The sequence below is a fragment of the endosymbiont GvMRE of Glomus versiforme genome, from assembly GCF_003546845.1.
In genome coordinates this window covers 2141-28404 of the sequence record NZ_NWVA01000007.1, presented here as the reverse complement: position 1 = coordinate 28404, position 26264 = coordinate 2141, and the positions used below count along the sequence as shown (strand labels likewise).

35 protein-coding genes are annotated in these 26264 nt (G+C 34.5%); 26 read left to right on the top strand and 9 right to left on the bottom strand.

Features of this window, described 5'->3' with window-relative positions; all coding sequences use genetic code 4:
- The first annotated feature begins 30 nt into the window (after positions 1 to 30).
- Genes GvMRE_RS10230 through GvMRE_RS10215 form a run of 4 tightly spaced genes read left to right on the top strand, consistent with a single transcriptional unit; the run spans position 31 to position 1339 of the window.
- The gene (locus GvMRE_RS10230; RefSeq protein WP_147411082.1) at positions 31 to 282 is read left to right on the top strand and encodes a hypothetical protein; all 252 of its coding nucleotides are present in this window, start codon (positions 31 to 33) and stop codon (positions 280 to 282) included.
- A gap of 11 nt (positions 283 to 293) precedes the next feature.
- Entirely contained in the window at positions 294 to 650 is a 357-nt protein-coding gene (locus GvMRE_RS10225) for a helix-turn-helix domain-containing protein (protein ID WP_147411080.1), read from the top strand.
- On the top strand, positions 650 to 1048 hold the full coding sequence (locus tag GvMRE_RS10220; protein WP_147411078.1) for an HI0074 family nucleotidyltransferase substrate-binding subunit: 399 nt from the start codon (positions 650 to 652) through the stop codon (positions 1046 to 1048). Before GvMRE_RS10225 ends, GvMRE_RS10220 begins: the two co-directional genes overlap by 1 nt.
- Positions 1049 to 1054: 6 nt before the next feature.
- Entirely contained in the window at positions 1055 to 1339 is a 285-nt protein-coding gene (locus GvMRE_RS10215; protein ID WP_147411076.1) for a nucleotidyltransferase family protein, read from the top strand.
- Between the two features lie 89 nt (positions 1340 to 1428).
- On the opposite strand, the gene GvMRE_RS10210 is transcribed toward GvMRE_RS10215, so the two are convergent.
- Positions 1429 to 1710 (bottom strand): hypothetical protein, encoded by a 282-nt coding sequence (locus tag GvMRE_RS10210; RefSeq protein ID WP_147411075.1) that lies wholly within the window; start codon positions 1708 to 1710, stop codon positions 1429 to 1431.
- Between the two features lie 285 nt (positions 1711 to 1995).
- Between GvMRE_RS10210 and GvMRE_RS10205 the strand changes: the two genes are divergently transcribed.
- On the top strand, positions 1996 to 2235 hold the full coding sequence (locus GvMRE_RS10205) for a hypothetical protein (protein WP_147411074.1): 240 nt from the start codon (positions 1996 to 1998) through the stop codon (positions 2233 to 2235).
- Positions 2228 to 2614 (top strand): type II toxin-antitoxin system PemK/MazF family toxin, encoded by a 387-nt coding sequence (locus GvMRE_RS10200; RefSeq protein WP_147411073.1) that lies wholly within the window; start codon positions 2228 to 2230, stop codon positions 2612 to 2614. Before GvMRE_RS10205 ends, GvMRE_RS10200 begins: the two co-directional genes overlap by 8 nt.
- A gap of 232 nt (positions 2615 to 2846) precedes the next feature.
- Here the strand turns inward: GvMRE_RS10200 and GvMRE_RS10195 are convergent, their stop codons facing one another.
- From GvMRE_RS10195 to GvMRE_RS10185, 3 genes are all read right to left on the bottom strand, one after another.
- Complete coding sequence (locus GvMRE_RS10195; RefSeq protein ID WP_147411072.1) at positions 2847 to 3158, bottom strand: hypothetical protein; 312 nt, start codon at positions 3156 to 3158, stop codon at positions 2847 to 2849.
- Between the two features lie 9 nt (positions 3159 to 3167).
- Entirely contained in the window at positions 3168 to 3512 is a 345-nt protein-coding gene (locus GvMRE_RS10190; RefSeq protein ID WP_147411071.1) for a DUF2442 domain-containing protein, read from the bottom strand.
- A 151-nt stretch (positions 3513 to 3663) separates the two neighbouring features.
- Positions 3664 to 3909: a hypothetical protein gene (locus tag GvMRE_RS10185; RefSeq protein WP_147411070.1), complete on the bottom strand. Its 246-nt coding sequence runs from the start codon at positions 3907 to 3909 to the stop codon at positions 3664 to 3666.
- A gap of 430 nt (positions 3910 to 4339) precedes the next feature.
- On the opposite strand from GvMRE_RS10185, the gene GvMRE_RS10180 reads away from it, so the two are divergent.
- The 20 genes from GvMRE_RS10180 to GvMRE_RS13880 all read left to right on the top strand — a co-directional run bounded on the left by GvMRE_RS10180 (position 4340) and on the right by GvMRE_RS13880 (position 22962).
- Positions 4340 to 4519, top strand: coding sequence for a hypothetical protein (locus GvMRE_RS10180; protein ID WP_147409612.1), 180 nt, complete (start codon positions 4340 to 4342; stop codon positions 4517 to 4519).
- Positions 4520 to 4538: 19 nt separating this feature from the next.
- Positions 4539 to 4853, top strand: a complete 315-nt coding sequence (locus GvMRE_RS10175; protein WP_147409611.1) for a hypothetical protein — start codon at positions 4539 to 4541, stop codon at positions 4851 to 4853.
- A 130-nt stretch (positions 4854 to 4983) separates the two neighbouring features.
- Complete coding sequence (locus GvMRE_RS10170) at positions 4984 to 6054, top strand: hypothetical protein (RefSeq protein ID WP_147409610.1); 1071 nt, start codon at positions 4984 to 4986, stop codon at positions 6052 to 6054.
- The gene (locus GvMRE_RS10165) at positions 6017 to 7030 is read left to right on the top strand and encodes an IS630 family transposase (protein ID WP_147409609.1); all 1014 of its coding nucleotides are present in this window, start codon (positions 6017 to 6019) and stop codon (positions 7028 to 7030) included. The genes GvMRE_RS10170 and GvMRE_RS10165 overlap by 38 nt, the downstream gene beginning before the upstream one ends.
- A gap of 1253 nt (positions 7031 to 8283) precedes the next feature.
- Positions 8284 to 8655 carry a hypothetical protein gene (locus GvMRE_RS10160; protein ID WP_147411069.1) on the top strand — a complete coding sequence of 124 codons (372 nt, stop codon included), beginning with the start codon at positions 8284 to 8286 and terminating at the stop codon, positions 8653 to 8655.
- Entirely contained in the window at positions 8603 to 9448 is an 846-nt protein-coding gene (locus GvMRE_RS10155) for a hypothetical protein (RefSeq protein ID WP_147411068.1), read from the top strand. Before GvMRE_RS10160 ends, GvMRE_RS10155 begins: the two co-directional genes overlap by 53 nt.
- 286 nt (positions 9449 to 9734) lie before the next feature.
- The gene (locus GvMRE_RS10150; RefSeq protein WP_147409368.1) at positions 9735 to 10055 is read left to right on the top strand and encodes a hypothetical protein; all 321 of its coding nucleotides are present in this window, start codon (positions 9735 to 9737) and stop codon (positions 10053 to 10055) included.
- Entirely contained in the window at positions 10055 to 10969 is a 915-nt protein-coding gene (locus GvMRE_RS10145; RefSeq protein WP_147409191.1) for a phage major capsid protein, read from the top strand. Before GvMRE_RS10150 ends, GvMRE_RS10145 begins: the two co-directional genes overlap by 1 nt.
- 11 nt (positions 10970 to 10980) lie before the next feature.
- On the top strand, positions 10981 to 11244 hold the full coding sequence (locus tag GvMRE_RS10140; protein ID WP_147409193.1) for a hypothetical protein: 264 nt from the start codon (positions 10981 to 10983) through the stop codon (positions 11242 to 11244).
- 746 nt (positions 11245 to 11990) lie between these two features.
- A complete protein-coding gene (locus tag GvMRE_RS10130) occupies positions 11991 to 13052 on the top strand; it encodes a hypothetical protein (protein ID WP_147411067.1) in 1062 nt (353 codons plus the stop codon).
- Positions 13045 to 14061: a hypothetical protein gene (locus tag GvMRE_RS10125; protein WP_147409385.1), complete on the top strand. Its 1017-nt coding sequence runs from the start codon at positions 13045 to 13047 to the stop codon at positions 14059 to 14061. The genes GvMRE_RS10130 and GvMRE_RS10125 overlap by 8 nt, the downstream gene beginning before the upstream one ends.
- A gap of 322 nt (positions 14062 to 14383) precedes the next feature.
- Positions 14384 to 15400 (top strand): hypothetical protein, encoded by a 1017-nt coding sequence (locus tag GvMRE_RS10115; protein ID WP_147409385.1) that lies wholly within the window; start codon positions 14384 to 14386, stop codon positions 15398 to 15400.
- Positions 15400 to 15648, top strand: coding sequence for a hypothetical protein (locus GvMRE_RS10110; protein WP_147411065.1), 249 nt, complete (start codon positions 15400 to 15402; stop codon positions 15646 to 15648). The genes GvMRE_RS10115 and GvMRE_RS10110 overlap by 1 nt, the downstream gene beginning before the upstream one ends.
- Positions 15641 to 16399 (top strand): hypothetical protein, encoded by a 759-nt coding sequence (locus GvMRE_RS10105; protein WP_147411064.1) that lies wholly within the window; start codon positions 15641 to 15643, stop codon positions 16397 to 16399. Before GvMRE_RS10110 ends, GvMRE_RS10105 begins: the two co-directional genes overlap by 8 nt.
- Entirely contained in the window at positions 16399 to 18498 is a 2100-nt protein-coding gene (locus GvMRE_RS10100) for an AAA family ATPase (RefSeq protein ID WP_147411063.1), read from the top strand. Before GvMRE_RS10105 ends, GvMRE_RS10100 begins: the two co-directional genes overlap by 1 nt.
- Positions 18491 to 20674: a hypothetical protein gene (locus GvMRE_RS10095; RefSeq protein WP_147411062.1), complete on the top strand. Its 2184-nt coding sequence runs from the start codon at positions 18491 to 18493 to the stop codon at positions 20672 to 20674. Before GvMRE_RS10100 ends, GvMRE_RS10095 begins: the two co-directional genes overlap by 8 nt.
- A gap of 13 nt (positions 20675 to 20687) precedes the next feature.
- Complete coding sequence (locus GvMRE_RS10090) at positions 20688 to 20990, top strand: hypothetical protein (RefSeq protein ID WP_147411061.1); 303 nt, start codon at positions 20688 to 20690, stop codon at positions 20988 to 20990.
- On the top strand, positions 20990 to 22177 hold the full coding sequence (locus GvMRE_RS10085; RefSeq protein WP_147411060.1) for a hypothetical protein: 1188 nt from the start codon (positions 20990 to 20992) through the stop codon (positions 22175 to 22177). Before GvMRE_RS10090 ends, GvMRE_RS10085 begins: the two co-directional genes overlap by 1 nt.
- A gap of 57 nt (positions 22178 to 22234) precedes the next feature.
- Positions 22235 to 22774, top strand: a complete 540-nt coding sequence (locus tag GvMRE_RS10080) for a hypothetical protein (RefSeq protein ID WP_147411059.1) — start codon at positions 22235 to 22237, stop codon at positions 22772 to 22774.
- Positions 22775 to 22785: 11 nt separating this feature from the next.
- The gene (locus GvMRE_RS13880; protein WP_172575364.1) at positions 22786 to 22962 is read left to right on the top strand and encodes a hypothetical protein; all 177 of its coding nucleotides are present in this window, start codon (positions 22786 to 22788) and stop codon (positions 22960 to 22962) included.
- Positions 22963 to 23391: 429 nt separating this feature from the next.
- Here GvMRE_RS13880 and GvMRE_RS10075 read toward each other — a convergent pair whose 3' ends face one another.
- The 5 genes from GvMRE_RS10075 to GvMRE_RS10055 all read right to left on the bottom strand — a co-directional run.
- Positions 23392 to 24492 carry a hypothetical protein gene (locus GvMRE_RS10075; RefSeq protein ID WP_147411058.1) on the bottom strand — a complete coding sequence of 367 codons (1101 nt, stop codon included), beginning with the start codon at positions 24490 to 24492 and terminating at the stop codon, positions 23392 to 23394.
- Positions 24493 to 24494: 2 nt separating this feature from the next.
- On the bottom strand, positions 24495 to 24725 hold the full coding sequence (locus GvMRE_RS10070; RefSeq protein WP_147411057.1) for a hypothetical protein: 231 nt from the start codon (positions 24723 to 24725) through the stop codon (positions 24495 to 24497).
- A 1-nt stretch (position 24726) separates the two neighbouring features.
- Positions 24727 to 25170, bottom strand: a complete 444-nt coding sequence (locus tag GvMRE_RS10065) for a hypothetical protein (RefSeq protein WP_147411056.1) — start codon at positions 25168 to 25170, stop codon at positions 24727 to 24729.
- Positions 25171 to 25188: 18 nt separating this feature from the next.
- On the bottom strand, positions 25189 to 25380 hold the full coding sequence (locus tag GvMRE_RS10060; protein WP_147409347.1) for a hypothetical protein: 192 nt from the start codon (positions 25378 to 25380) through the stop codon (positions 25189 to 25191).
- A gap of 443 nt (positions 25381 to 25823) precedes the next feature.
- Positions 25824 to 26264 (bottom strand): hypothetical protein (locus GvMRE_RS10055; protein ID WP_172575363.1); only part of this gene is annotated, 441 nt, incomplete at its 5' end.

Here is a 26264-nt window from a genome sequence, read left to right as displayed (position 1 = left end):
TCATGAACCAAAAAGGAGGAGAAACTTAAGATGGGAATTAAAGATACTGTAAAAGAGTGAGTCCAGGAGCAGTGAGATAGTAAAGTCAAACAACCTATTGCCCGCAAAACTGAAGAGTTAGAAAATCAAGCCTCCCAAAAGTGAAATGAATACAGTGGCAAAGCTCAAGAACAAGCCAACAAGCCTTTTGATTATTATAAGAAGCAAGAACCATTTTATAGAGGGTTGTTCTGAATTGCTGTAGCTCTGCTACTAATACTTTGGATTATTAGTGGGAGTTAAAAATAACTATTATGCCAGCAATTAAAAAAGTTAGCCCTAGCCCTAAAAGATTTGTTTTCCCCCCTAAGGAAGAATTAGAAAGAGTTCGTAAAAGAATTGCTCGTCCTGGTTACCGGAGAGTAAATATTGGTTTACTGCCTAATGCAACTGAATCTGATAGAGTAAAATATCATCTTTGCTTAAATATTTCCCGTTATCAAGACGACAACAACCTCACTGAAAAAGAATTAGCCCAAAAACTAGGTATTAATAAAGCAAAAACAGAGTATATTTTGTTTCGCCATTTAGATAAATTAACTCTGGAAGAACTAATTGATTACCTTGAAGCATTACATGTCCCTTGTGAATTCCATGAAAAAAATAAATAATGAGCAAAAAAGAGATAATTGATATCCAACCACTTTTAACAACTAAACGATTATTAGAAAAGGCTTTACAAGAAGGAACTAGCAGTGAACTAGAAGAAATGGGTGGTGTTCAAGCTTTCGAGATGGCTTATGAATTAAGTTGAAAAACTTGTAAAAGAATACTCAAAACCAAAGGAGTAGAAGTACACAGTCCCAAAGAAACTTTTCGAAAAGCCGCCGCAGAAGGTCTAATTAGGGAATTTGAAGCCTGAGGAGAAAAATATTTAGAAACTAGAAACCTAACTGTTCACAGTTACGAAGCAGATATATTAACTGACATTTGAAAAACCTTACCTAACTTTTTGGAAGATTTAAATTACCTAATTGCCAAAGTGCAAGCCGAAATTAACCAAAAATAGTTTTATATGAACCTACAACTAGAAGAAAAACACTGAAAAATAGTTCACCAAATACTTAGCAAATACCCTTATAAGTTTTATGCTTATGGTTCACGAGTGAAAGGCAATGCTAGCAAGTTTTCTGACTTAGACCTTTGCTATCGAGAAGAAGTGCCTCTCTCTACCATTAGCCAAATAAGGGAAGAGTTTATTGAATCTAATTTACCTTTTGAAGTAGAATTAGTTAATTGAAAACACATGAGACCCCGTTTTCGTGAATTAATTAAAGAAGACTTGACTAGATTGGACTAAAAAACGAATAGCATTAATTTTTCCCAATATCCAATTTTCTGAATAACATCAGGAACAATTGTAGTTACATATCTAGTTTGATGCCTTATCTACAAGAAAGATAAAGAAAAAAAACTTATAATACAATCAATTTGAGGATTAATTATCGACTGGTTAGCCGACAAACTAGCCAATGGTGTTTTATTACTGAAAATAATAGCAACAGCATCGATCTGAATATTGACTCTTATTTTCATTTGAATCTTTAAAACTTCTCAATATTTTTGAGCCAAAGGTTTTTCTCGATACCAAAATGAAGAGTGATTAAGAGAAATACTAAAACTAGGAGCCAAAATAAAGTTTCACGGAGATTTTATAAAAGTTGAAAACACTAGGATTGAAGGTTTTAAAAGCAACTGAGAAATATGGCAAAAAAGGATTGCTTAGTTTTTTCTTACCTTTATTGATAAAAAACTCCTATTGTTATTAATTTGTCTTAAAAAATACAAATATATTGCTAAAAAATAATCCAGTCACGTCGTTCCACTCGCTCCTTGTTGGCTATTTCCGTTCACCAAATCACTTATCAGTTGCCATGCCACTTTCACCACTCAATTCAAAGAAAAAAATTATCACCTTATCATTCGTAAGTTCGTTCATTCGTTAAAAATAATCATATGCGTAATGTGAATATTTGCTTCCAAGATGGAACCTACAAAAAAATAGCAAGTTTGGTTGAACGGAGAAAAATTAGTCGCTTCGTGAATGAAGCAGTCGAAGAAAAATTACAAAAACAAAAAGAAGAATTGAGAAAAGAAATGATTGCTGGGTATCAAGAAAATGTAAAAAATAAAAAGTTACAAAAAGAATTAGAAATTTGAGACAGGATATCTGGAGATGGTCTAAGCGATGAATAAAAAACAAGCGGTCACAAATGACAAAGTCTCTTTAGTTACTAAACGAGGAGATATTTGACTAATAGAATTTCCCGAAGTTGAGGAAAACCGCAAACCTATCCGTCCTTGCCTAGTAGTTAGTAATGACATTCAAAATGAATTTGATAAATGAATAATGGTTGCTCCGTTAACTACTGAAAATATCGAAAATGTCAATCGATGAGAAGTTTACCTTGAAAAAACCCCTGATCTAAAAATAGATCATCCTAGTAAAATTCTTTTTAATTATCTTCGCACTGTTAACAAAGGAAGGTTAAAGAAATGCTTAGGAACTATCAGTTCCGAAGTTATGGCTAAAGCAAAGAAAGCCTGAGAATTGGCTTTTGATTGAGATATATAGATGTTTATGTTAGATAAAAGCAAAGAGGGAGTTAAAAATCATTATTATGATTCAATTTAAGACAAAAAACAATTTGACTTATCCAAGCCTTTAAATAAAACCTTGCCTGATAGTTGAAATAAGATTCAAGTCATAAACAATTGGGATGAAGTAATAGGGGCTTTTTCTAGAGTTGATAAAACATTCAATAGCAATTGAAGTTTTGCTAATTTCTTAAACAAACTATCCATAACTAAATTTTTCAATCTGGAAAGGTTTTGGCAATCCTGGCTCTGATTATTGTTAAAATATCGTAATAATTTTCTTGTACAAATTCTTTTAGTTTAGCATGGTAGTGTTCAGGAAAGTATCCTCACTTTTTCTCGATTTCTAGGTATTTTTTATTTAGCAAGTATACTTTTACTTCTCAATGAGGGCTGATGAAATGAATATGGAGTAATTTTCGGAATTTAGTTCCAATTGGCTGATATTCACGAGCGTAAAAATAAGAACGACAACCTTCTCACTTTCTCCGCTGGTCTTTGCTGGCAAAAATTTGGTTCATAGAAATTGCCTAGCAGGAACTCAATCCTTGGGAAATTATTCAGGTCGGTAATACTTCGTCAATTTCGGGAAAGAAAATAGCTTGTCCATCTCCTCATAACTCATATTTTTTCAGTTGTTCAGGTTTAATTTCCGGGCTTAATATTTCAAGTTTGGTAAGCAGAGATATCGGGAAAATTACTTCTCGACCGTCGTCTAATTGAGCAATTAATTTCTCCTTTTGGATTTCCAGACCGGTTATTTTACTTGTTTCCTTTGGAGTTTGATAGTTTTTAATTCGGTTCTTTAATTCTTGAATTAGTTCTTGGTCGCTAACTTGGCTTAAACTAGTCATAATAAGCATTTTTACTACCATTCAAGAATTTTTGTGATTTGCTTTTTACTTACTGTTATTTTACCTTTTGGATAATGCTCTCTTTATAAACCATGGCAAAAATGCTTGACTTTTAGGAATTTACCATTTCCTAAGTACGCAATAGGAAACTAAGGAACTTTTTTTTAATTCTTTATTTCTGAGAGGGATAATTAGGTTGTTGAATTATTTTGGCTTCAAAGGTTTCAAAACTAGGAATTTCTTTGTCTCAATCTTTTAAATCTTGATTGTCTTTTCTTAAATCCTCATTTTCTTTTTTTAGGTTATTGATAGTAGTTTGACAATTAGCATGTTCTTTTTTTAGGTTGTCTCTTTCTTTTTCAGCATTGGTTTTGTCTCTTTTAGCCTGATCTAATTGAGTGTTTATTACAAAGTGCAAAATTAATTTCCGTTTTTAATAAAATATCTCCTATGAAAGAAAAAAACAGAGTAGTAAAACTAAAATCCAAACCAATAGACAAAGATGGTTATCCTATAAAAAGAAGCGAGATCTGTTTCAAGTGTGGAAAAAAATTCTGCCTTACTTTCTCCTTTTCCCAACAAAATTATTCCCAAAAACATTTCTTATTTTATTGAAGTGAAAAAGAGGAAGACAAAGAAAAACACATTTGCTCACTATGTTTGCGGTTACTTTATACCAAGAAAAGACAAGAATTTTTAAAAATTGTTAACACAAAAAAACAAAGTCACTTTCGGTCTTACATTGCTCGAAATATTATATAGATAAAGCGTTTTGTTCATCCCAGGAGAGAAGTTTCTTATCTGTTTTTTGTATAAAAGATACATTAAAGCATCTAAAATATTATTATATGAACATTACTAAAAAATTAAAACTGGCTTGACAGCTAAAGAACCTAGATAAATTGAGTGAGGCTGACCTTATGATTTACAATTCTGAATGAAAAAAATGTTCTCCTGAGGAACAATATGATATTAAGCAAGCTGAGTTCTTTTTGAATATATATTTAGAACATGAGAGGGGAATGTAAAAGTGAATAAAGAGCAAATATGACTAAAGCAAGAGAGAGAGTAGTTTGATTTCGAGGACGAGACGATGACCCCAATAACCAACCTAACCCACAAGATAATCCAAATAATCAAAATTCTAATAGAGGAGACAATGTTTCTGATGAAAGACCTAAATGTAGTAGGTGCCGAGTAAACGATATTGAACACAGAGGATTAGTGATAACCATCGGAGAAGAAAAAAGAACCATTTATGAAGGTTATCTCTGTGATCCTTGTGCCAAAGAATTACTAAAATGCCAAGAATGTAAAACTAATGAAATGGCTAGTGAAGCAACCAAAGTAGATAGCACTTAAACTTTTAGTTTGCCAAGAATGTGCTAGAAAAATTAAAGAGGAAAAAGAAAAAGAAAGGAAACCCAATTACTGTAAAATATGTGATAAGAAATATGAAAGGCAACAAGCCAACGAAGCATTTTATTATGTAATGAACAATAATAATCATGAGGATATGCTTGATGGAATACTTTGTTCAGGATGTTGAGATAAGAACGAAGAACAATATCGTAAAATAACAGGTGAGTTTCCAATAGAAAAAGACCCTAACAAGCCCAAAGCAGTTCGAAAAGAACATAAAAGGCAAGGAGTTTTAGCTTTTATTGTCTATAACTGAAATAAGGAAGAATGAGTATTTGCTCATGCTAATGAAGATTTAGGTTCACCTGATAATCAACGACCTGGTCAAGAACAACCAAGACAAGAAAAAACTTCTAGCCAAGAACACAACGAATACACTTGCAAAAGATGTGGCACTTCTTGTTGAAATAGTAAAATAGGAAAATACACCATAAAAAGAATATGATACTCTGACCTTAATTTTCATGAAGAAATCCATTATTTTAGTGAAAACTGTTCTTGTGCTGAGGAATTTAAAAGAAGTCGTCAACAAACTTGTCGTCAATGCCAAAAAAGAGAGTGACCTGACATGAGAAAAGGTTGGGCTTTGGATTATGGTTTGAGAACTATTTTTTGTTCCTCAATCTGTCATTATAAGCATCATAAAGCCTTGTGAGAAGCAGAACAACACAAAAAAGGCAAATCTGCTGCCGAGGATATTCCTAACACCACTATTAAAGCGTGAACTAAAGACACTAAGTTGTATCCTATGGAATTAGCCTTAACTAGTGAAGGTAAAAAAGACTTTGACTGAACCAAAGAAGCTTCCAAGAAAGAAGTGTTAACTTTAAAAGAATTTAGTAAATCATTAAAAAAGGAGGTTGCTAAGTCTACTGCTGACCCTAAACTATCCAAAGAAGAAAAAGAAATGGCAAGTTATTTCTTAGAACTTGCTGAGAATAGTGAGAAAAAAGCCACTGAAACTTATGAAAGTAAGTATGGTAAGTTAGATACCAGTCAAGAACAAGAGCCTAAAAAAAACTATTGACCTTTGATTGTTGGAAGTGGAATAATTTTAGCAGGAATTATTGGCTTAATAGTTTGATTAATTACTCGAAAGAAAAATGAGCAAAGTCAAACCTACTCCTCAACAAATAACTAAACTATTAGAAAGATTTACCCCAAAAGAATTAGCTGATATCTTTGAAGTCAATGAAAAAACTATCAGAAATTGAAAAAGAGAAAATAATGAACCTAAGAAAAAAAGGGGTCGCAAGTCCAAAATCCGTGGAACTTTTCTTATCGACCTTATTTTCTCTCTTTGGATAGAAAACAAAACTGCTACTCAACAAGAAATGGCAAATTATATCTCTAAAAAGATGGGGCAAAAAGTAAGTCGTTATACGATATTGCGAACCCTAAAAAAATATGAGATTACTCGCAAGAAATTAACTAATCACTACTCAGAACAAGCAAAACATATTAGGAGAATTAGTAAGTTTAAAAAGATAATTGCTCGTTTAACTCATCCTCGGATTCTTGCCCTTGATGAATGTAGTTTCCATTTGAATGAAACTCCTCGTTATGGTTATTCTCACAAGAGTTCTCGTGCTAGTTATAAAAAGCCAGGTAGGCAGGGCGATAACAATACTCTAATTCTTTGTATTCAGAATGTAGCAAATAAAGGAGTAATTCATTATGAGCTAATTGAAAAAGGGATGAAAACAAAAAACTTTCATAATTTTCTTACCAATCTCCAGCTTCTTAATAATAAAAAACATTATCTTTTGCTAGATAATCTTTCAGTTCATCGTGCCAAGAAATCATGTCTAGATTTGAAGCTTACTACTATTGAAGAATTATTAAAAAGCAAAAACATTAAGCCACTCTATTTACCATCTTATACACCTGAATTTAATCCAGCAGAGTTGTGTTTTAATTTCATTCGTCAGCAAGTTGAAAAGAATAAACCTAGAACTTATGAAGAATTAAAGTTAGTTATTGATAAAATTATAGTTGACCTCAATCAGAAAGATATGGCTAAGTATTTTGAACATTGTGCTAATTATGATTTTAGAGAAAGTTCAAGCAAAGCATCTGGAAAGATTATTGACAGATTGTTGTGAGGTGAGGATTAAAAAAAAGCGGAAAATAATTTCGCACTTTGTAATAAAGTATTTTTTTCTCTTTCAGATTGATTGAGTTGGGTTTGTAAATTTTCATAAGAAGGACGATTACGGTGTTCTTTTCTAATTCCTTTATCTACATACTGTTTATTTGCTTGAATTAGGTCTTCAGGTTGGGTGTAGCCAAGGGCATCTCAACGGGATTTTTCTGTTTGAATAATATTTTTTACTCATGCTACATCGTTGGAACTATTATCACCTGTGCTTAACCCAAAATAAGCATAATTTGCTTTACTTACAAATTTAAACCTAAAAGGTATTTCTATTTGTCGGTTTAGAAAGTAAATAAAGAAATAAAATACATCAAGATTTGTTTCTCTGTTTCTTCCACTTGGATGATTTGAATAGGGAATACGGAAAACAAGTAAAAGATTAACTCCGTTGCTTTCATCATTGTAGCGAATTTTTTCTTTGGTAAAAAAGGAAATTTCATTTTTTTGTGTAATATCTAGCCTCTCCGGTTAAGTTTCTTGAAAACGAACCTAATTATTTTAAAGTTGTGCTTCTTAACTCTTAATTGGTTAATCTTTTCCACAAATTCTTCTTGGTTGGTAAGATTTTTTTTCATTATTTAAAAATTTTATCAACAACATTACAAAATTATTTTTTTCTGGAACAAAATCACTAAAATTCGCCACGTTTCTTTCAAGCACTCTCGTGAACGTGTGTTTATTCTATTTAACCCATATCCTACAAAAAATAATTCTTCTTGGTAATTTTAGAGGTAAAGCCCTTTTCAAATCCTTGGAAAAAAAATTAGAGAANATTTTTTCTTTGGTAAAAAAGGAAATTTCATTTTTTTGTGTAATATCTAGCCTCTCCGGTTAAGTTTCTTGAAAACGAACCTAATTATTTTAAAGTTGTGCTTCTTAACTCTTAATTGGTTAATCTTTTCCACAAATTCTTCTTGGTTGGTAAGATTTTTTTTCATTATTTAAAAATTTTATCAACAACATTACAAAATTATTTTTTTCTGGAACAAAATCACTAAAATTCGCCACGTTTCTTTCAAGCACTCTCGTGAACGTGTGTTTATTCTATTTAACCCATATCCTACAAAAAATAATTCTTCTTGGTAATTTTAGAGGTAAAGCCCTTTTCAAATCCTTGGAAAAAAAATTAGAGAAGAAGAAAAAAGACTGCTTGAAAAAGGTTGAAATTTATCAGAAAGCGGGAGGAAAAGACTAGAAGAAATAAGGCGACAATTGAAAGAATTGAAAGAATTGAAAGAATTGAAAGAATTGAAAGAATTGAAAGAATTGAAAGAATTGAAAGAATTGAAAGAATTGAAAGAATTGAAAGAATTGAAAGAATTGAAAGAATTGAAAGAATTGAAAGAATTGAAAAACCGAGTTAATAAAGAAATTGGTGAAAGAGCCGACCAAATAATCAAAGAAAACAATAAAACTTCTTATATATCATATTTAGACTTATATGAAGAGAGAGAGAGAGAGAGAGAGAGAGAGAGAGAGACAAAAGTCAAGACTCCCGCCGGAGATTGGTCGAGGAACAAATGAAAATACTATGGGAAACATAACAACAAAATTTTTAAGTCTCTGGGAAGCACTACAAATTAAAGAAATTGAAAAAAAAGGATTGATTTCTCACGAGGATACTGTTAAACTTGAAGAACTTTACAAAGATTTAACAAACAAAGCCCAAGTAGTAAATAAAATTTTACAAGAAAATCCTGCCAAATTAGAAGAACTATGAGCCTGATTATCAAATTTTACTTCTTCTGAAAGCCCTCTTTTTGCTTACAAGCAAGCCGTTTTTGAGTTTTTAAGTCTTTACCATGAAAAAATAAAAGGTAAAGAATGAACTGCTTACAAAGTCAACATGATTAATAACATGCTGTCGGAAATTTTTCTTTTTAATGAAACTTCTGCTAAATTAGATGAAATAAATAAAAAACTGAATGCTGATTATGATTTAGCCAGTTTGAAAAAAGAGGATTATTTATTGTTAACTCAAATTAATAAAGAAAGCAATAATGAAGAATTAAGAGTTATAAACCAGGAAGTTTGCGAATTATCCAAAAAAATCTGTCAAGAGTGTTTGAGTTTGGAAGAAGAAGAGACCAAAATAGCCGGTTTACGAAATTGTTTAGAAAATATTGAAAATCAGGAGCAAAATGATTATTTACCCAAAATCCAAGAATTAGCCATAAATACTTATCTTGCTCTAATTAAACAAACTCTCCAAGAATTAGATAATTTATTAATTGAAAAAGGTTTAAACTATGAAGAAATTGGCAGAGATTACCGACAAGAAATTAAAGAACAAACCTTTAATAATTTAGAGAATTGGAAGCAATTATTACTAGAATTTATTATTAATAAAAGTAGTAGTAGTAGTAGTAAAAATTAACAGAAGTTTTTTTCCTTAAACCAAGCAAATCAAGCAGCATCAACCTGACTTACTTAGCTTTCACAAACCTATATAATAATTATTACTGACCTATCAGCAAAAACTTTTCAAAAAACTCTCAGCCAAAAATCACCTAAAAACTCACCACTTATTTTACTGACCTATCAAAAAAAAGCCTACGAGACCATATATCCCCCCGTCACCCACACGTCCCCCGTCGTCACCCACACGACGAGTTTTTCCCGTATTTCACCAGAAAAAACAGCCAATCACTAAAAAGGGACATATGAACGAAAACAACCAACCAATCACCCCCATCAAAAACAGTGAAGACCTCGAAAAATTAATCCTCGATTTAAAAACGGAAATCCAAACTAAAAACCAAGAAATAGAAACCTGAAAAAACGGAAAAATTAAAACCGAGCAATCTCTCTTTGAAAAAGAACGAGAGAATACTCGTCTCCAACAAGACATAGATGCTCTAAAAAGAGAAAACCATCGTCAACGAAGAATTGATTTAGACCAAAAAGAAACCAAAAATAAAAATGAGTTTCTCACTGAATTCACCAAATTACAGCAAGCCAAAATCCAAGGAGGTCTTAAATAATGGTGGACTTCAATCCCCTCTTGGAAAACCTTCAAGAACGAGTAGTCCAAGAAAAACCTTTGAAGTTAATCTATGCTGATAACACCTACTCCGTATTTAACAAAGGAACTACGGAATTCCACGGAGCCGAAGAGGAATTTATTGGAGACCAGCCCTTAGAAGGAGTAAAATGAAAGAAAACTCTTAAAAGTAGTGATGCTGAAAACTTGCCAGAAGTCTTCTCTTGTCGATTAAAAATCATTCACGACCACTTTTACTACACCATTTATAACAAAAAGGTCATGAAACGAGCCTTACAATCTCCGACTGAAATGGCAGCTCTGGTCGACCAATTAACGGACAGCATGACTACTAAGCCCAAGTTAGACTTGAATCGAGTTTTAACTAAAGTAATCTGCACCAAAGACAATTACAATAATGCTGCTTGGGAAACCGTCACTGCCGAGGAAGCCAAAATTGACAGCCTAGATAAAGCCATAGCCATTTTAAGGAAAATCAAAGCAGCAGCCAACGGGATGGTGGAACCTTCGGACAAGTATAATAGAGGATATCAAAAACCAAATAGCCACGACTGAAACAAAGTAGTTACTAATAGTGAAAGCCGAAAGAATTTAGTTTTAACTATTGACCCGGATTTCCTTGATGACTTAGAAATCTACTTTCTAGCTGATGTGGCTCGTGACTCTAACCTTAACCCCTACAAACTTTTCAAAGAAGTAATTGTAAAGAAACTCACCAATAATGCCTTGGCTACGCTCCATGACGAAAAAAGTGTAGTTTACCGGATAATTAATGAAGATGGAATTACTCACGAACAAGTCTTTGGTTCAGGCAACAGTAAATTTGGCTATCATATGACCGTGATTGGAGGCATGATACCTTTCACCAACAGTTGAGCCCTAGCCAGAGCATAGGAGGTATATGTATGTTAATATTGAGAGGAGAAATCAGCAAAAGTCGGGAACAAACCAAAAACCAACAAACCCAAACCGACTTAAATAAAATTCTTAAAAAATGAAAGTTCGGAGGTCAACCTTTTAAAAACACCGAGGACTTTCTCACCAAAATGGGTGGCTGAGTAGATAAACAAATTGATAAAGACAAAGAACTAAACGACTTTTTAAAACTTTTTGACCTAGAAAACCTCAACCAAATTAAAGGAATAGAATTGAAAGGAGAAGGAGAATAATATGAATTACCGAGAACAATTATTACGACAGCAACACAAAAATCACTTGGCTAGTCTAAACCAAAAATGACAACAGGAACGGAATATCTTACAAAACGATATCACCACTCTCCAAAATAGCACTGATGTAATCATTGTGGAGAATTTGGATAAAGAGAATAAGGAACTCAAAAAAACCATCCAAGCTCTCACCCTCTTAGCCCAAAACAGAAAAGAACAGTTAGAACAAGAAAAACAAGCCCTAATCACCCTAGCCCAAAAGAAAATCACCAACCAAAAGCAAGCCCAAGAACTCCTAAAAGAACTCCAAGAAAAGTGAACTAATGAAAAACAAGAATGAACCAACCAAGAAAAAGAACTCCAAGAGCAACTCACCCAAACCCAAGCTGAAAATAAACATCAATTCTCCCGTATCAAAGAAGAAATGAAAAAAGTTCAGAACTTGACTGAGCAAATTACCCACTACCAAAAACTTTTTGAAAAAGAACAGCAAGCCAACAACCAACACTGAAAAGATAAAGGAGAATTACAGCAACAGTTAGAGAAAGAGAAAGAAAGCCGTAATAAAGAAATAACCAACCTCAACCAACAACTCACTCAAAGTCAAGAAAGAGAAACTAACTTAAACCAAATCTCAGAACAAAAGGAAATCAGAANAGAGAGAGAGAGAGAGAGCGAGAGAGAGAGAGAGAGAGAGAGAGAGAGAGAGAGAGAGAGAGAGAGAGCAAAAGGAGGAACTCACTAATATGGTAAATGCCCAAGAATGACTAAATGAAAAGTTTCCTACTAAAGAAAGTAAACTAAATCTCCAAGAACTTAGTTTTACAGCCAACCGAGAAAGAGCTTTTTATGACAGTAAGTGAACCACTAAAAAGCAAAACTTTTTCCTACCTGAAGCTGACTTAGAAGGTGCTTTAGAATTAAAAGATTTTGTTAATTTAGAAGCATTTCAATTTCACGGCAGTGAAAAACTAACCAGTCTAAAAATTGTTAATTGCCCAAAAATAAAAAGTCTAAATGTTTACCAAAACACTAGTCTCCAAAAAATTGAAGGGTTAGAAGCATTAACCCAACTGGTTCATTTTTGTGCTGATAATTCTCCTAAGGAAACTAATTATCAACAACAAATCCAGCAAAAAGAAGAGCAAATTCAGGCTAAACAAACTGAAATCAACCGTCTAAATGAAGCCAAAAACCAGGCTGTAACTAACCTAAATAACACTATTACCAACTTAAATCAGCAAATAGAGAATTTAAAAAGAACTAAGCAAGAAGACGAGAATAAACTTAACCAAGAATTTACTAATTTACGCATTCAAAAGAAAAGTAGTGAACAAACTCTTAACCAAACCATCACTGATTTACGACAAGAAATCACCCAATTAACTAATACCAGCCAAAAAGAAAAAAACGACCTAACCAAACAACTCACCAAAGCCAAGCAAACCAATCAAAGCTTACAAAACAAAAACCAAACTTTAACTGAAACTAATGTTGAACTAAAACAAAACAAAGAAAAAGCTAACCAGCTAGAACAAAACCTCACTAATCTTCAAACCACCCTGCAAGAAAAATCTACCTCTCTTACTAATACTCTCCAATCCCTCCAAGACTTACAGAAAGAAAACCAAACCTTCACCCAAACCAAAGAAACCCAAACCCAAAGAATTCTTGCCCTCGAAGCCGACAAACAAGACCTAATTAAGCAAATCACCCAAGCAAAACAAAAACACCAAAATCATCTCACCAAGGAAAAATCCCTACTCCAAAAAGAAATCAAATTAATTAAGGAGGCACTATATGAATAAACCCACCCAAAAAGACCTTTGAAAAGCCAATATGTTGGAGTTTCTCCATAATTGCCATATCGGAATTTCTCACTTAGAATGCTCCAATCCTAACTGTCCCTTAGTTCTCAACTGGGGAAATCTAGAAAGAAAAAACAGTAAAAAAGGCTACGGAGCCTTAGTAAAAGTAACTAAGGATAAATTCTTAACTGTCAGCATCCAATCTTATGAACTAAACGGCTTAGAAGAACCCATCAACTTAACCATCAAATACCGTGACGGCAAAGAAGCCTTAGTGAGAACCAAAGCCGAACAGGAAGAATTAACCAAAAACTTAACCCCCGAAGAAAAAAGCCAATTATCCTTCATTGACCCCTCCGAAGTAGTCTGCTTTTTCAATAATCCCACCCACCGACCCAACCTTGAAGGAGCCGAAGAAATCTACCTTGAAGACCTTTGGGATATTAAAGAGAAAATTAAGTGAGACCGAGATAAGTCTAAAAAGAAAGTCTTTCTCCATGTGGAAAATGACCCTTCCAAAGAAACTCAAGCCCAAGAAATAGATGCTGCTGAAAAGGATTATCTTTTCTATATTGCTGACCCTTCCACCACCAATGAAATCAAGAAAATGGAAATCTACTCCCCTACCAAAGGCACTGAAGAAAGAAAACAACTCCACGAGGATTATTTAAAAGACTTTTCAGAATTAAGGAGAGTATTCGGTATCCGTCATCTCACCTCCAAAAAAGAAGACCGACAAAACAATCCTGAAATAGAACTCAATGAAGCCCAATTCGTAGCTTTGGAGAGGGATAAGTGAAGAGAAAGAATGAAGAGTATTAAAGAAGCCAAAGACAAACAATTCTGTTCCGGAGAACACAAGCTAACTTACGGAGCCTGACAGGAAAGACAAGAAGCTGAAATAGAGCAAGTTAAGGAAATCCAAGAGAACCAAAAAGAACCTGACCCAGCCCAAGAACTAGAACAAAAACTAGCCCAGTTGGAAAAAGAAAAAGGAGGAGGTAAATAATGAATATCGGTTGTTGCCACATTGCCCTAGCTTTGGTGATAGCTCTCGTTTTTGTGGTGGCTATGCTTACTAATCGAACCCTCAAAGCCGAAGCCAGAGTAACCAAACTAGAAAAGAAAAACGGCAGGGAGCAACGGGAAATTAAAGAATTAAAATTAGNCCCAAACCAAAGAAACCCAAACCCAAAGAATTCTTGCCCTCGAAGCCGACAAACAAGACCTAATTAAGCAAATCACCCAAGCAAAACAAAAACACCAAAATCATCTCACCAAGGAAAAATCCCTACTCCAAAAAGAAATCAAATTAATTAAGGAGGCACTATATGAATAAACCCACCCAAAAAGACCTTTGAAAAGCCAATATGTTGGAGTTTCTCCATAATTGCCATATCGGAATTTCTCACTTAGAATGCTCCAATCCTAACTGTCCCTTAGTTCTCAACTGGGGAAATCTAGAAAGAAAAAACAGTAAAAAAGGCTACGGAGCCTTAGTAAAAGTAACTAAGGATAAATTCTTAACTGTCAGCATCCAATCTTATGAACTAAACGGCTTAGAAGAACCCATCAACTTAACCATCAAATACCGTGACGGCAAAGAAGCCTTAGTGAGAACCAAAGCCGAACAGGAAGAATTAACCAAAAACTTAACCCCCGAAGAAAAAAGCCAATTATCCTTCATTGACCCCTCCGAAGTAGTCTGCTTTTTCAATAATCCCACCCACCGACCCAACCTTGAAGGAGCCGAAGAAATCTACCTTGAAGACCTTTGGGATATTAAAGAGAAAATTAAGTGAGACCGAGATAAGTCTAAAAAGAAAGTCTTTCTCCATGTGGAAAATGACCCTTCCAAAGAAACTCAAGCCCAAGAAATAGATGCTGCTGAAAAGGATTATCTTTTCTATATTGCTGACCCTTCCACCACCAATGAAATCAAGAAAATGGAAATCTACTCCCCTACCAAAGGCACTGAAGAAAGAAAACAACTCCACGAGGATTATTTAAAAGACTTTTCAGAATTAAGGAGAGTATTCGGTATCCGTCATCTCACCTCCAAAAAAGAAGACCGACAAAACAATCCTGAAATAGAACTCAATGAAGCCCAATTCGTAGCTTTGGAGAGGGATAAGTGAAGAGAAAGAATGAAGAGTATTAAAGAAGCCAAAGACAAACAATTCTGTTCCGGAGAACACAAGCTAACTTACGGAGCCTGACAGGAAAGACAAGAAGCTGAAATAGAGCAAGTTAAGGAAATCCAAGAGAACCAAAAAGAACCTGACCCAGCCCAAGAACTAGAACAAAAACTAGCCCAGTTGGAAAAAGAAAAAGGAGGAGGTAAATAATGAATATCGGTTGTTGCCACATTGCCCTAGCTTTGGTGATAATTATTCTTCCTTTGGTAGCCATGTTAACTAATCGAACCTTCAAAGCCGAAGCTAGAGTAACCAAACTAGAAAAAAAGAACGGAGCCGAGCAAAAGCAGATAAATGAACTCAAACTAGAAGTTGAGAAAAAGAACGACCAAGAATTAAGAGAACTTACCGAACTAAAAGCCAGAATAAGGAAACTAGAAGGAGGTAAACATGAATAAATCCAAATTACAGCAAGAATTAACCAGCAAAATCAAACCAGGAATTAAACCCTCTGACCTTAAAAAACAGAAAAAGAACAGCCAATTCAACCAACAATTAGCAACTCCCCCAGACAGTCCCATATTGAAACCAGTAAAAACTAACAATTCACCTTCCCCTATTGTCCAAGACACTATCCCTCTGCCTCAGGGTAGGCCAAATGGCAGAGGTGTAAAAGACCAAATAAAAGACCTCCAATCAGCTCTCCAAAAACAGCATGAGGTAGTCATCACTCAGCAAAAGAAACTTACCCAATCAGAAGAGAGAATTAAGGATTTAGAGGAGAAGTTGGCACAATCCGTCCCTAAACCCTCCCAAGTAAAACCCCCAGAAAAACCACCACAACAAACTTTCTCCTGCTCCGACTGTAATCAAGCCAAACCCCACCAAGAATTAAGCCGACAATTTGCCCATCATTCTTTTTGCCGTTCCTGCTCTGTGAAAGCCCGAAAAGCAGCAGAAAGACAAATCCAAGAACAACCAATCCAATTCACCTGCCATACTTGTGAAAAAAACCACCACCAAGTCCCTACTAAAATGAAACTGGACCAGACCCTCCAAGAATACTTAATCTGTTCCACTTGTCGTCCCAATGTCAAAGAATTCAATGAAGCCGACTTAATCACTGATGAACTCTGGCAAAAGTATCCTTATTCCAGTGCTAGTGAAATCCTGGAAAAAGAATTTGGTATCAAAAGGAGGAGTGAATAATGACTGAACCAAGAACTGTCCCTCAACAATCCCTAGCAAGATTATTCCCTAACGGCTTTGGAGAATTCTGGCAAAAACTAGAATTCAAAAAAGATTTAGAACAAATCATCTATCAAGTTGTTCCAGCTACCCTTGCCACCGAAGAAATCCGTAAATCCTTAGCCAGTGGAGGTTATGGACTAGTAGCCATACCCATTATCAAGCATTATTTCGACCGATACCAATATTCTACTTATGAGCCTTATGATGATGTCTTTGTGGCTAAATTTAAGACTAATTGTATTACAGCCGTGGTGGAAATCCGTCGTAAAGAACACTTATGAACGGATACTTTTCGGGATATCAAGCAATACTTAAAGAAAATAACTTTAAAAACAGACACGAGAACTAGCCAGAATTATGATAAAACTCTCACTCAAGGAGGTAGAACTACCACCCAAGGCAATGAAAACCAAAACTGATCCGACCAAAAACAGAGCAATCAAAAGAATACTCCTACTTTTAGCAATGTAGATTTATCTTCGGGAACTTACGGAGGATTTTCAAGACAACAACAATTATCCACTCAGCAAACCGAGCAAGGACAAGGTAATCGAAACTCTAATCGAAAAAACACTACTGATAAAATCAACCATGTCAATAAAGAACATTACCGAGCCAGTAAGGATGCCAATGTTTCAATTACTAACCAAGACAGTTATGAATTAGCCCAAATTCTTAAAAGTAGACTATTAGGCAACTTTGAGTTTACCATTATTAAACTAAGTGATTATTACCCGTTATTTGACAAACTTTTCATTAAATTATTCGGCTGCACTGTGAAACCTATCATTGACCCTGAAACTGGACGGAGAAGATGAGTAAGTCAAGTTGAATATGAGGAAATTGAAACCCAAGAAACCGGAACCACAACTAAACCTCCCGAAGGAAATGAGTGAGATGAAACTATTCCATACTTAGAAAGATTAAAAATCCTCCACACCAAAACGGAAAAAGAATGAAAAAAACTCCCTGACACCTCTAATCGGAAGCCCAGAATAGCCCTCCGTCTTAAAGTCCTTGAAGGCTGTCTCAAAGCCTATGAACCCGAATACATAGAACTCCCCACTGTCGAAGTCTTCCGCACCAGAATTAGAGGAGAAGAGGAAGGCTACCAGAAAGTAATCGGCTATCAAAATATCATCCAAATAGTGGAAAAATACCTTCGTAGTTATCACTTTGCCAAAAGAAATAACACCCCACCTCCAGCCCAGTTAATGATTATGCTTTTAGGAGAACCAGGACTAGGAAAAACTTATATCAGCCAAGCCATAGCCCGAGCATTAGGCAGAGGATTACATATAATCGGAATGAACGGCAAATTAAATGCTTCTTTAATTACGGGAACTAACATTGAAAACCCTGGAGCCGAACCCGGAGAAGTATTGAAAGCCATCAGCCGTTATGAAGACCGAGCTTGTGTGATTGTTTTTGACGAGATTGAAAAAGCAGCCCGAGAATGTAAAGAAGCAGCAGGTATTCCCACGGATATTACTGGAAACAAAAACTACCGAGACACTTTTTTAGATTTCCCTACTCCGACTAATGAGTGTATTTTCATTAGCACCGTGAACCGTCCGGAAGATGTTCCTTCTTTTGTAGCTGATAGATTTGCTATCAGAGTGGAAGTCTTGCCTCTTGGTTATTTGGAAAGATTAGAGGTGGTGAGAGTGGTTTTACAGTCTGAATTAAAGAAACTCAACAATGCTTTCCAAAGAATTTACGGCAAGAATTGACAAGAGATTTATCACCTTTTCAACCAAGAAGAACTCTTAAAGAAAACTCTCACTTGAACTTTCTCTATCCGAGGAGCCAAGAATAATATTTTACTGAAACTAATCCCTACTCTGATTAGTGATTTCTTGGAGCCTGAAAGCCCTCTAACCGAGGACCCCATAAACTATGATTGAGACTTTTTACAAAGGGAAGGCAAAGATGAAAGTTGCCCATATGCCAAAGATATTAGGAATAATCACAAAGTTAATTGTATGTGTTTTGTAAAGAACTTAGACTTAGCCCCAGGTTGAACTGAGAATATGGGAGGAGAGTATTATGAGTAATTTAGAGCAAACTAATGAAATAACTGAAAAAGACATCAATACGAGAAAGGAATTATGAACTACCCTATTTCTCTGAATAGATTTCAGCAGAACCGAATGAAAAACCAAAGTTTACAATAAAGAAAGTCAGTTTTTACCTTTACCCAAAACTTTTGTTGATTGGCAAAAACATTACACAGAATTATTTATCCAAAAACACATGGAATTAGAACAGTTAATTAATACTTTTGCTGGTTATTTTCAACAGGAGATTTATCCTGTTTTAGAAGGCAATGAAGGAGATAAAACTTTGCTTTTTCGTTGTAAAAGACTTTTAGATAATAAAATGGTCGGTGAAGCAAGCAGTTTATTTATGGATTTGCTTATTTTTGAAGTAGAATACAGACAGCAACAGGAATTTAAAGAATATTTACCAAGATTGAACAATATTCAATTCCTAGACCAAAGAATAAATAACCTCTGACAAGCAGATTTAGAGAAAATGGAGAATGGTAAACTTAATTATTCTGTCTGCCAAAGATTTTGATTTAAATGAGGAGAAAAGATTGAGAATCAAGAATTAGTTGAAGAAGTTAATGATTACTTGAAATTATGGCAACAAGGGAAAGGAACCGAAAGTGAATGAAAAAATACTTTAAATGGATTCACCGAAAGAATAGAACAGTTTTTTGACCAGTCTGGGCAACAAAATTATTTCTTTCAGTTAGGATTTATTAAGCAGCAAGACCAAAATGGAATTGTTATTGCTACCCAAAACAGAAAAGGTTGAGACTTAACTAATCCTTATTTAATGTTATTTTGATTTCACCAAAAAGGGAATAGTCCTTTGAGTTATAGAGCTTATTTTGTGAGTGATTTTGAGATGGTTAATCCTAGGAATTTATATGTTGGTATTAATTTAGTAGAAGACTGGTGTTGGAAGAATTATCTAAAATCAATGAATAGTCCAGGCACTTTTATTGGAGACATTCACCCGATTTATAAAGAAAAACCACTTCCTCTGATGCCGTTGGGAGGTATTGCTGCTGTTCTACCTGCTTCACCCAAAGGACTTGGTCGTTGACAAGGAGAATTAAAGTTGGCTTATGACCCAGGAGGCTTTCTAAAGAGAAAATTTGCCGAGGGAGTAAACTTTTTTGAAGATATGGATAAAGATTTTTCTGACCCTGATTTAGGAATTCAAGGAATAACTAACTTAATTACTTATAATATTGGCAATAGTGAAGGCTATATTGGAGAAGAAATAAGAGATGAAGACATTACTGAAACTGACCGAAATAAAGGTTCTAACTATCACCAAAGAGGACATTACTTTATTTTCTATGAAGATGGCTCTACGGAACACTGAATGGCTTTATATCCAATGTTTCAAAATAGTGAATTAGCCGACGGACATACTCACGGAGCTTTTATTCTAGAATTCCCAAAACCAGTTAAATATTTTTGAGATATTTACACTTGTATTGGCTGTGGAGCCCAAGATACTCCTTTATTTGATGCTTTACATGCTAATTACCGAAATGGCAATAGTGATAGTTGAGATACTATTCACAAAGGTTTACCATTCGAGCCTTGATTTACTGAAATGGGAAGAGCTACCAGTCCCAATTATGACTTAACTGTGAATGGAACAGTAGGAAGATTAGGTAGTCAAGGTGATGTTTGAGAGGGTGAAAAGCAAGCAAAACCCGAAGAAAGAACATTTACTCGAGCTTATGGATTTGTTCCTAGTGGAGACACTATTCGGTGAAGACTAGGAGAAGTGAGCATTAGATATCAAAAAGTTCCTGGTCATGATGATTTTGGAGGTTTAGATTGAAATCCAAATCCAGCCCCAGGTAGTGGCAACATTGATATTCCTTTGGGAGAAATAGAAATACCGACACCTGAACCTGGAGATGGTGATACTGTTCCTGAAGATGATTTTACCCCTGACCCTTTCGACCCAGGTGGAGGTGAACCAGAGATACCACCAATCGAGCCTGATATTCCTCCGGACATAGATGTTCCTGATAATGACACAGGGCAAGATGTCGACCCAGGAGATGTTGAACCTCCTGAAATTGATCCACCAGAGATAGACCCGAATGAACCTGACCCAGGACAAGACCCAGATCCAAATGATATTGACCCTGGTGATGTTGACCCAGAAGGAGATGATGAAGATGGAGATTAAAAACTTAAATATTATGCTTTGTAATCAATGTGGTAATGAAATAACCGAAGGAAAAGAAATTAAAGTAGGACATTATTTGCTAAACAGAGGAGGGATTATCTGTAAAAATTGTTGAGAAATTAGACAAAAAATCCACCCATGGTATGTATTAGGTCTAATGTTTCCTCTTTTTTGACCTTTTGCTGGCTTAATTGTTCTTTATATTGCCAATAGAAAAGCTTTTTGGCTGGCTATGGGACTAATTTTAAGTTTAATATTTGCTGTAATAATGTGTATAGCAATAATGTTAATTTACAGACTAGGGAGGTTTAAATAATGAATAATAATAAACCCTCAATGTGTTTTCCTTTCTGTTCTGATTTGGGAAATAAAGAAATTTATTATTTGGATAGTTCTTGACAACCTACTTGGCAATTATACACAATTAATCACCCTAATTGATTTGAAAGAACTACCGATGCAACTGCTGATACCATAGCCAAAGTTTTATTTGAAGGAAATGACAAATTTGCCACTTTTTATGAAGATAAAGATGAGGAAGGAAAAGATATACCTGATGAAGACAAAATTAAATTTCCCAGAAATATTTTTAAAATAGAAAAATATAAAGATTTCTGAACAGGATTTAATAAAAAAGAAATAATCTTATTTTTAGCTCCCAAAGATTTTTATGATGGTAAGTCTATTTTTGGAGCAGGGACTAGAAAAAGTGATAACTTTTACGAAAAACCCTATCCTAATTGCCGTTTTTATCTATCCAAAGAAGACTATACCACCAATGACCCTACATCAATTAATCCTGACTTAATTAGGCAAGCTAACGACAATTTTACTAAATATTCACACTTATCGGCCCATTCAACTTTTCAATTTCTTTTCTGTCATAATGTTTTATTTCCAGCCAACTTAAAGTATTTAGATTTTAGACAAGATGAGAACGGAGAATGATATATTAATTATCATATAAAAGTCAAAGCTACTCCTGGTGGTGTATTTTACACTTTTTATAGCAAAACCATTTTCTGCCAATGAAAAGTTGAAGTTAAGCAAAAAGTTCCTAGTGCTCAAACTCTCAAAGCTTTCTTAAAAGCTACCGAAATAGTTGTCAAAGTAGTTTCAGCCTTTACAGGTATGGCAGCCATTGGTGCCACGGCAACCGGAGCAGCCGAAGGAACCGAAGTGGCAGTTAGTAAAGCAGGAGAAGTTGCCAATGCTTCCCAACAAGTTGAAATCTTAAAAGATGGACAAGAAACCAAATCTCAGGCTGGTCGATGAGGAAAAACTACTGATAGTATCCTACCTAATATGACAGGACAATCAGACCAAGTTAGTTATACCTTTACTTTATTTGACTTTTGGAGTAAATTGAGATACAAACCAATTTGAGGAAAAATAATCACTAGCAACAATTTAATTAACAATTTGAAACATAACAATAATGCTAATCCAATAACTTATCCTCTAAATATTACTTTTACTAAATTAGCAAAGATTTTATCTTAACCATGAAAAAAGAATAAAGAATTATTGTTGATATGTCATATTAAAAACTTTATTATAATGAGTAAGAAGTGAAACTGTAATTGTCAAGAATATTTAGAAAATCAATTAAAAAAGTTCGAAGACTGGCAAGTAAATGCTAAAAAGAAAATTGAGGAATTGCTTGCTTTCAAAGAATGTCCTTATAAGACTATGGATGAGAAAAATGAACAAAGCAAAAGCAAAACCTATTATTGTAGTTCTACCCCTATTGTGCCAGGAGAAATCTTAAATCATGTTCCTATTAAAGACTTTTTGCATTCCTCGGAAGGATATATAGAATGTAAAAAGTGTGGCAAAATGTTTCGTTGTAGTAAACAATGAATAGATAAATCTGCTACTTATATAATTGATGATTATTTTCCTATGAATGAACATATTAGCCAATGTAAAGAAGAACCACGAGAAGGCTCATATGCTCATTATCTTAAAACAGAGAGAGAGAGAGAGAGAGAGAGAGAGAGCAAACCAAATTATCTCCCCTACCTCCTAGGAGCAATAACCCTCCTAGGATTAATCAGCATCCTAATCTACTTCCTAACTAGAAAAAAACAACACTAAAAAATAATATTATGACAGAACCAAACCTAACAATTCCCCTCGAATTCTTCAAATCCAAAAACTCCCAAAAAGAAAAATGAACTGAAACTAGTCAAGAAATATGATTAGTAGAAAATGGAGAAAAAATCAAACTAATAGGCAAGAATGAAAACCTTTACAAAGAACTGATTGCTGAAAAAAGAAAATAAGCAATAGTTTTCCTAAACAAAAAAACACTCACTTAAAATCATCCTCACACAATAAAAACCAGCAAAAACATAAAGGGAAATATAAGGCAAGGGTCGACAAAACCCAACTAACTTTACCCATTCAATTCTCCTCTTTAGTGCTGTTTTTGCTTAGATACCTTATCGTGTCAAGTCTAATTACATCCCTTTTAAGTCTTGTAAAATACTAGACTTGGAGAGGTGTTTTTCTAACTGGAACACTAAGAACAGAACTCATCCTAAAAAACCTTTTTTTCTTAGGATAACATTTTAGAAAGTTTCAGAGTGTGTAAACTAATCATCCTTGACATGGAAAACCTAAGCATTTTTATAACACTTTTACCCTTTCACTATAAATTATGTGGATAGTTTTTTTACTGTGCTTTTTGTTATACTTTTCCTTAATAAAGGTTATTTCTTAGTTGAGGCTTGAACTCCTTTTATTTGTTCTAAAAATCAATCTCTCCCCCGATAATCTCGAAACCTCAACATTCCTTCTTTTAATAACTTCACTCACTTCTTAACTATTTCTTCCTTCTTCCGTAAACGACAGTTTTTTAATTTAGATTTAGCCACTTCCTCTCAATCAAAGCAAAAATTAATGAGAGTGCTATCAGTCTGCTTAGTGTTTTTGGTGAAATGTAGTAAAGCATATTTCTTATGAACTTTCCTGTCTCCCAGTTCACAGAAAAAGAAGTCTTGAACAGAGTAAACTATCCGATACTTTTTCATTTGGTCTTCATCAATCATGAAATCATCTCAATTTACTGTGCTAGGGTTTATTTTCTCTTCTAAGGCTCGGGAGTGAGCATCATATTCACCTTCAATTAAGTTCAAGTAAAGTAATCATTCTACTCCTTGTTCGTCTTTGGCTATTTCTAATACTCCACTGTTATCATTCTTGGTTTTCTTTTCCTCAGCAAGTTTTCTTAATTTGTGGATATTCTTAAACACATCCAAAAACCAAGCTGAGAATAAATAAGGATTGGCTAAAAAGGTGATTTTGGTGGTGAGGGGCAACTTCTTGCCGTCCTTGCCCTTCCGACCTTTTAGGCTGTCAATGAGGTCTTTGAACATCCACTGTTCAGTCCGACCTCCGACATATAAAAATTCTTGGTCAATAGGAATAGCTTCCTCAAAAACTATTTCTTGGTAAACTGTTCGGGCAATGGCTCCTCTGGCTCTTTGGTAAGAAAACAAATCATAAAAATCAATTCTTTTAGCTCCTTGGTAAAAGAGACCCCTTTCTTTGATTTCAAAGTGGTTTCGGTTAAGATTAGGGTTTTCTTCACAGAACTTAGCCACTAGGTCTTCAAAGAATGGTTTAGTAGACAATAAACTATCATGCCACCTTCTTCGAATTCAAGCAAAACGAAAATTAGTATCTTTGGTTATGGCTTCCAAGAATGACCAGCCTTTCGTGTCGGACTTTCCTCTCTTTCGGCTTGTGAAGTAGATGTGAAAAAGTGGAGAGAGTTTATAAATTTGTTTTCAATTGATTAGTTTATTCATAATTAATCCTCTCAACCTCTATTCCCATACTCCCCACATTTCACACAAGGAGCATCGGGACACTCTCTGTCACACTCATGTTCTCCTGGTTCCCCTATTTCAGGTCATTCTTTCTCTAATGACTTAGGCATACCTTTGCTAGGAAAAAGTCTCACACAGCCACAACTAGCTCGAATATCCTGTATGGCTTGTTCTAGTTTTTCAATCCTTTCTAATAATTCTTTCCTTTTCATATTATTCATCTTTTCCTCCTAATCAGTAAACTAACCAAGCATCTAGTTCATGAACACTAATTCTCTGGCTCTTTCAACTTCAACCTTTCCCTCTACCTTTGGCAAACTCTAAGCCATCTATTTTCCTAATTCCTTTCAATAACTTATCTTTGAGAGATTTTACTTGGTTCACTGGCACACTCTTCACCTTCTCTACTGGCAAAACTTCTAGGGTTCCCAGCAACTTTAATAAACTGGTCATGTCTTTGCCTTTGGTGTTAATAAAATTCGTGTGTTCATAAAGCAAAATATTAGGTTGGTATACTTTCACTAAAGAAACAATAAAATCATAGTGTTTTTGTCATTCCTTTCCTTGATAGTGATTAAATCTTTCCTGCTTGCCATTCCGAAAATAAATTCCTGTGGTTCCTGTCCCTGAGGGGTCAATACTTAATATTCTATTCATGGTTTAAAAATTTTTCCTTTACATATACGGCCAACAAGGCCAGCGGGGGAAGGATTTGCTGACGCTGAAGTCAGGATTTATCCTTACCCCGCTGGGTAAGTGATATCTCACAGACAACCAGCCAGTCAGCATCTCCGTCCCGCTAGTGCCTTGGGTGGGTTTATTTTTTTTTAATTTACCAAGTAAATTATTTTTTCTTGGATAGTTCATAATGCTTACTTTTTGCCTTGGGGATAGAAGTCTAAAACTTGTTTGTTGGTGATTCATTTTCGNCAATAAAAACCAGCAAAAACATAAAGGGAAATATAAGGCAAGGGTCGACAAAACCCAACTAACTTTACCCATTCAATTCTCCTCTTTAGTGCTGTTTTTGCTTAGATACCTTATCGTGTCAAGTCTAATTACATCCCTTTTAAGTCTTGTAAAATACTAGACTTGGAGAGGTGTTTTTCTAACTGGAACACTAAGAACAGAACTCATCCTAAAAAACCTTTTTTTCTTAGGATAACATTTTAGAAAGTTTCAGAGTGTGTAAACTAATCATCCTTGACATGGAAAACCTAAGCATTTTTATAACACTTTTACCCTTTCACTATAAATTATGTGGATAGTTTTTTTACTGTGCTTTTTGTTATACTTTTCCTTAATAAAGGTTATTTCTTAGTTGAGGCTTGAACTCCTTTTATTTGTTCTAAAAATCAATCTCTCCCCCGATAATCTCGAAACCTCAACATTCCTTCTTTTAATAACTTCACTCACTTCTTAACTATTTCTTCCTTCTTCCGTAAACGACAGTTTTTTAATTTAGATTTAGCCACTTCCTCTCAATCAAAGCAAAAATTAATGAGAGTGCTATCAGTCTGCTTAGTGTTTTTGGTGAAATGTAGTAAAGCATATTTCTTATGAACTTTCCTGTCTCCCAGTTCACAGAAAAAGAAGTCTTGAACAGAGTAAACTATCCGATACTTTTTCATTTGGTCTTCATCAATCATGAAATCATCTCAATTTACTGTGCTAGGGTTTATTTTCTCTTCTAAGGCTCGGGAGTGAGCATCATATTCACCTTCAATTAAGTTCAAGTAAAGTAATCATTC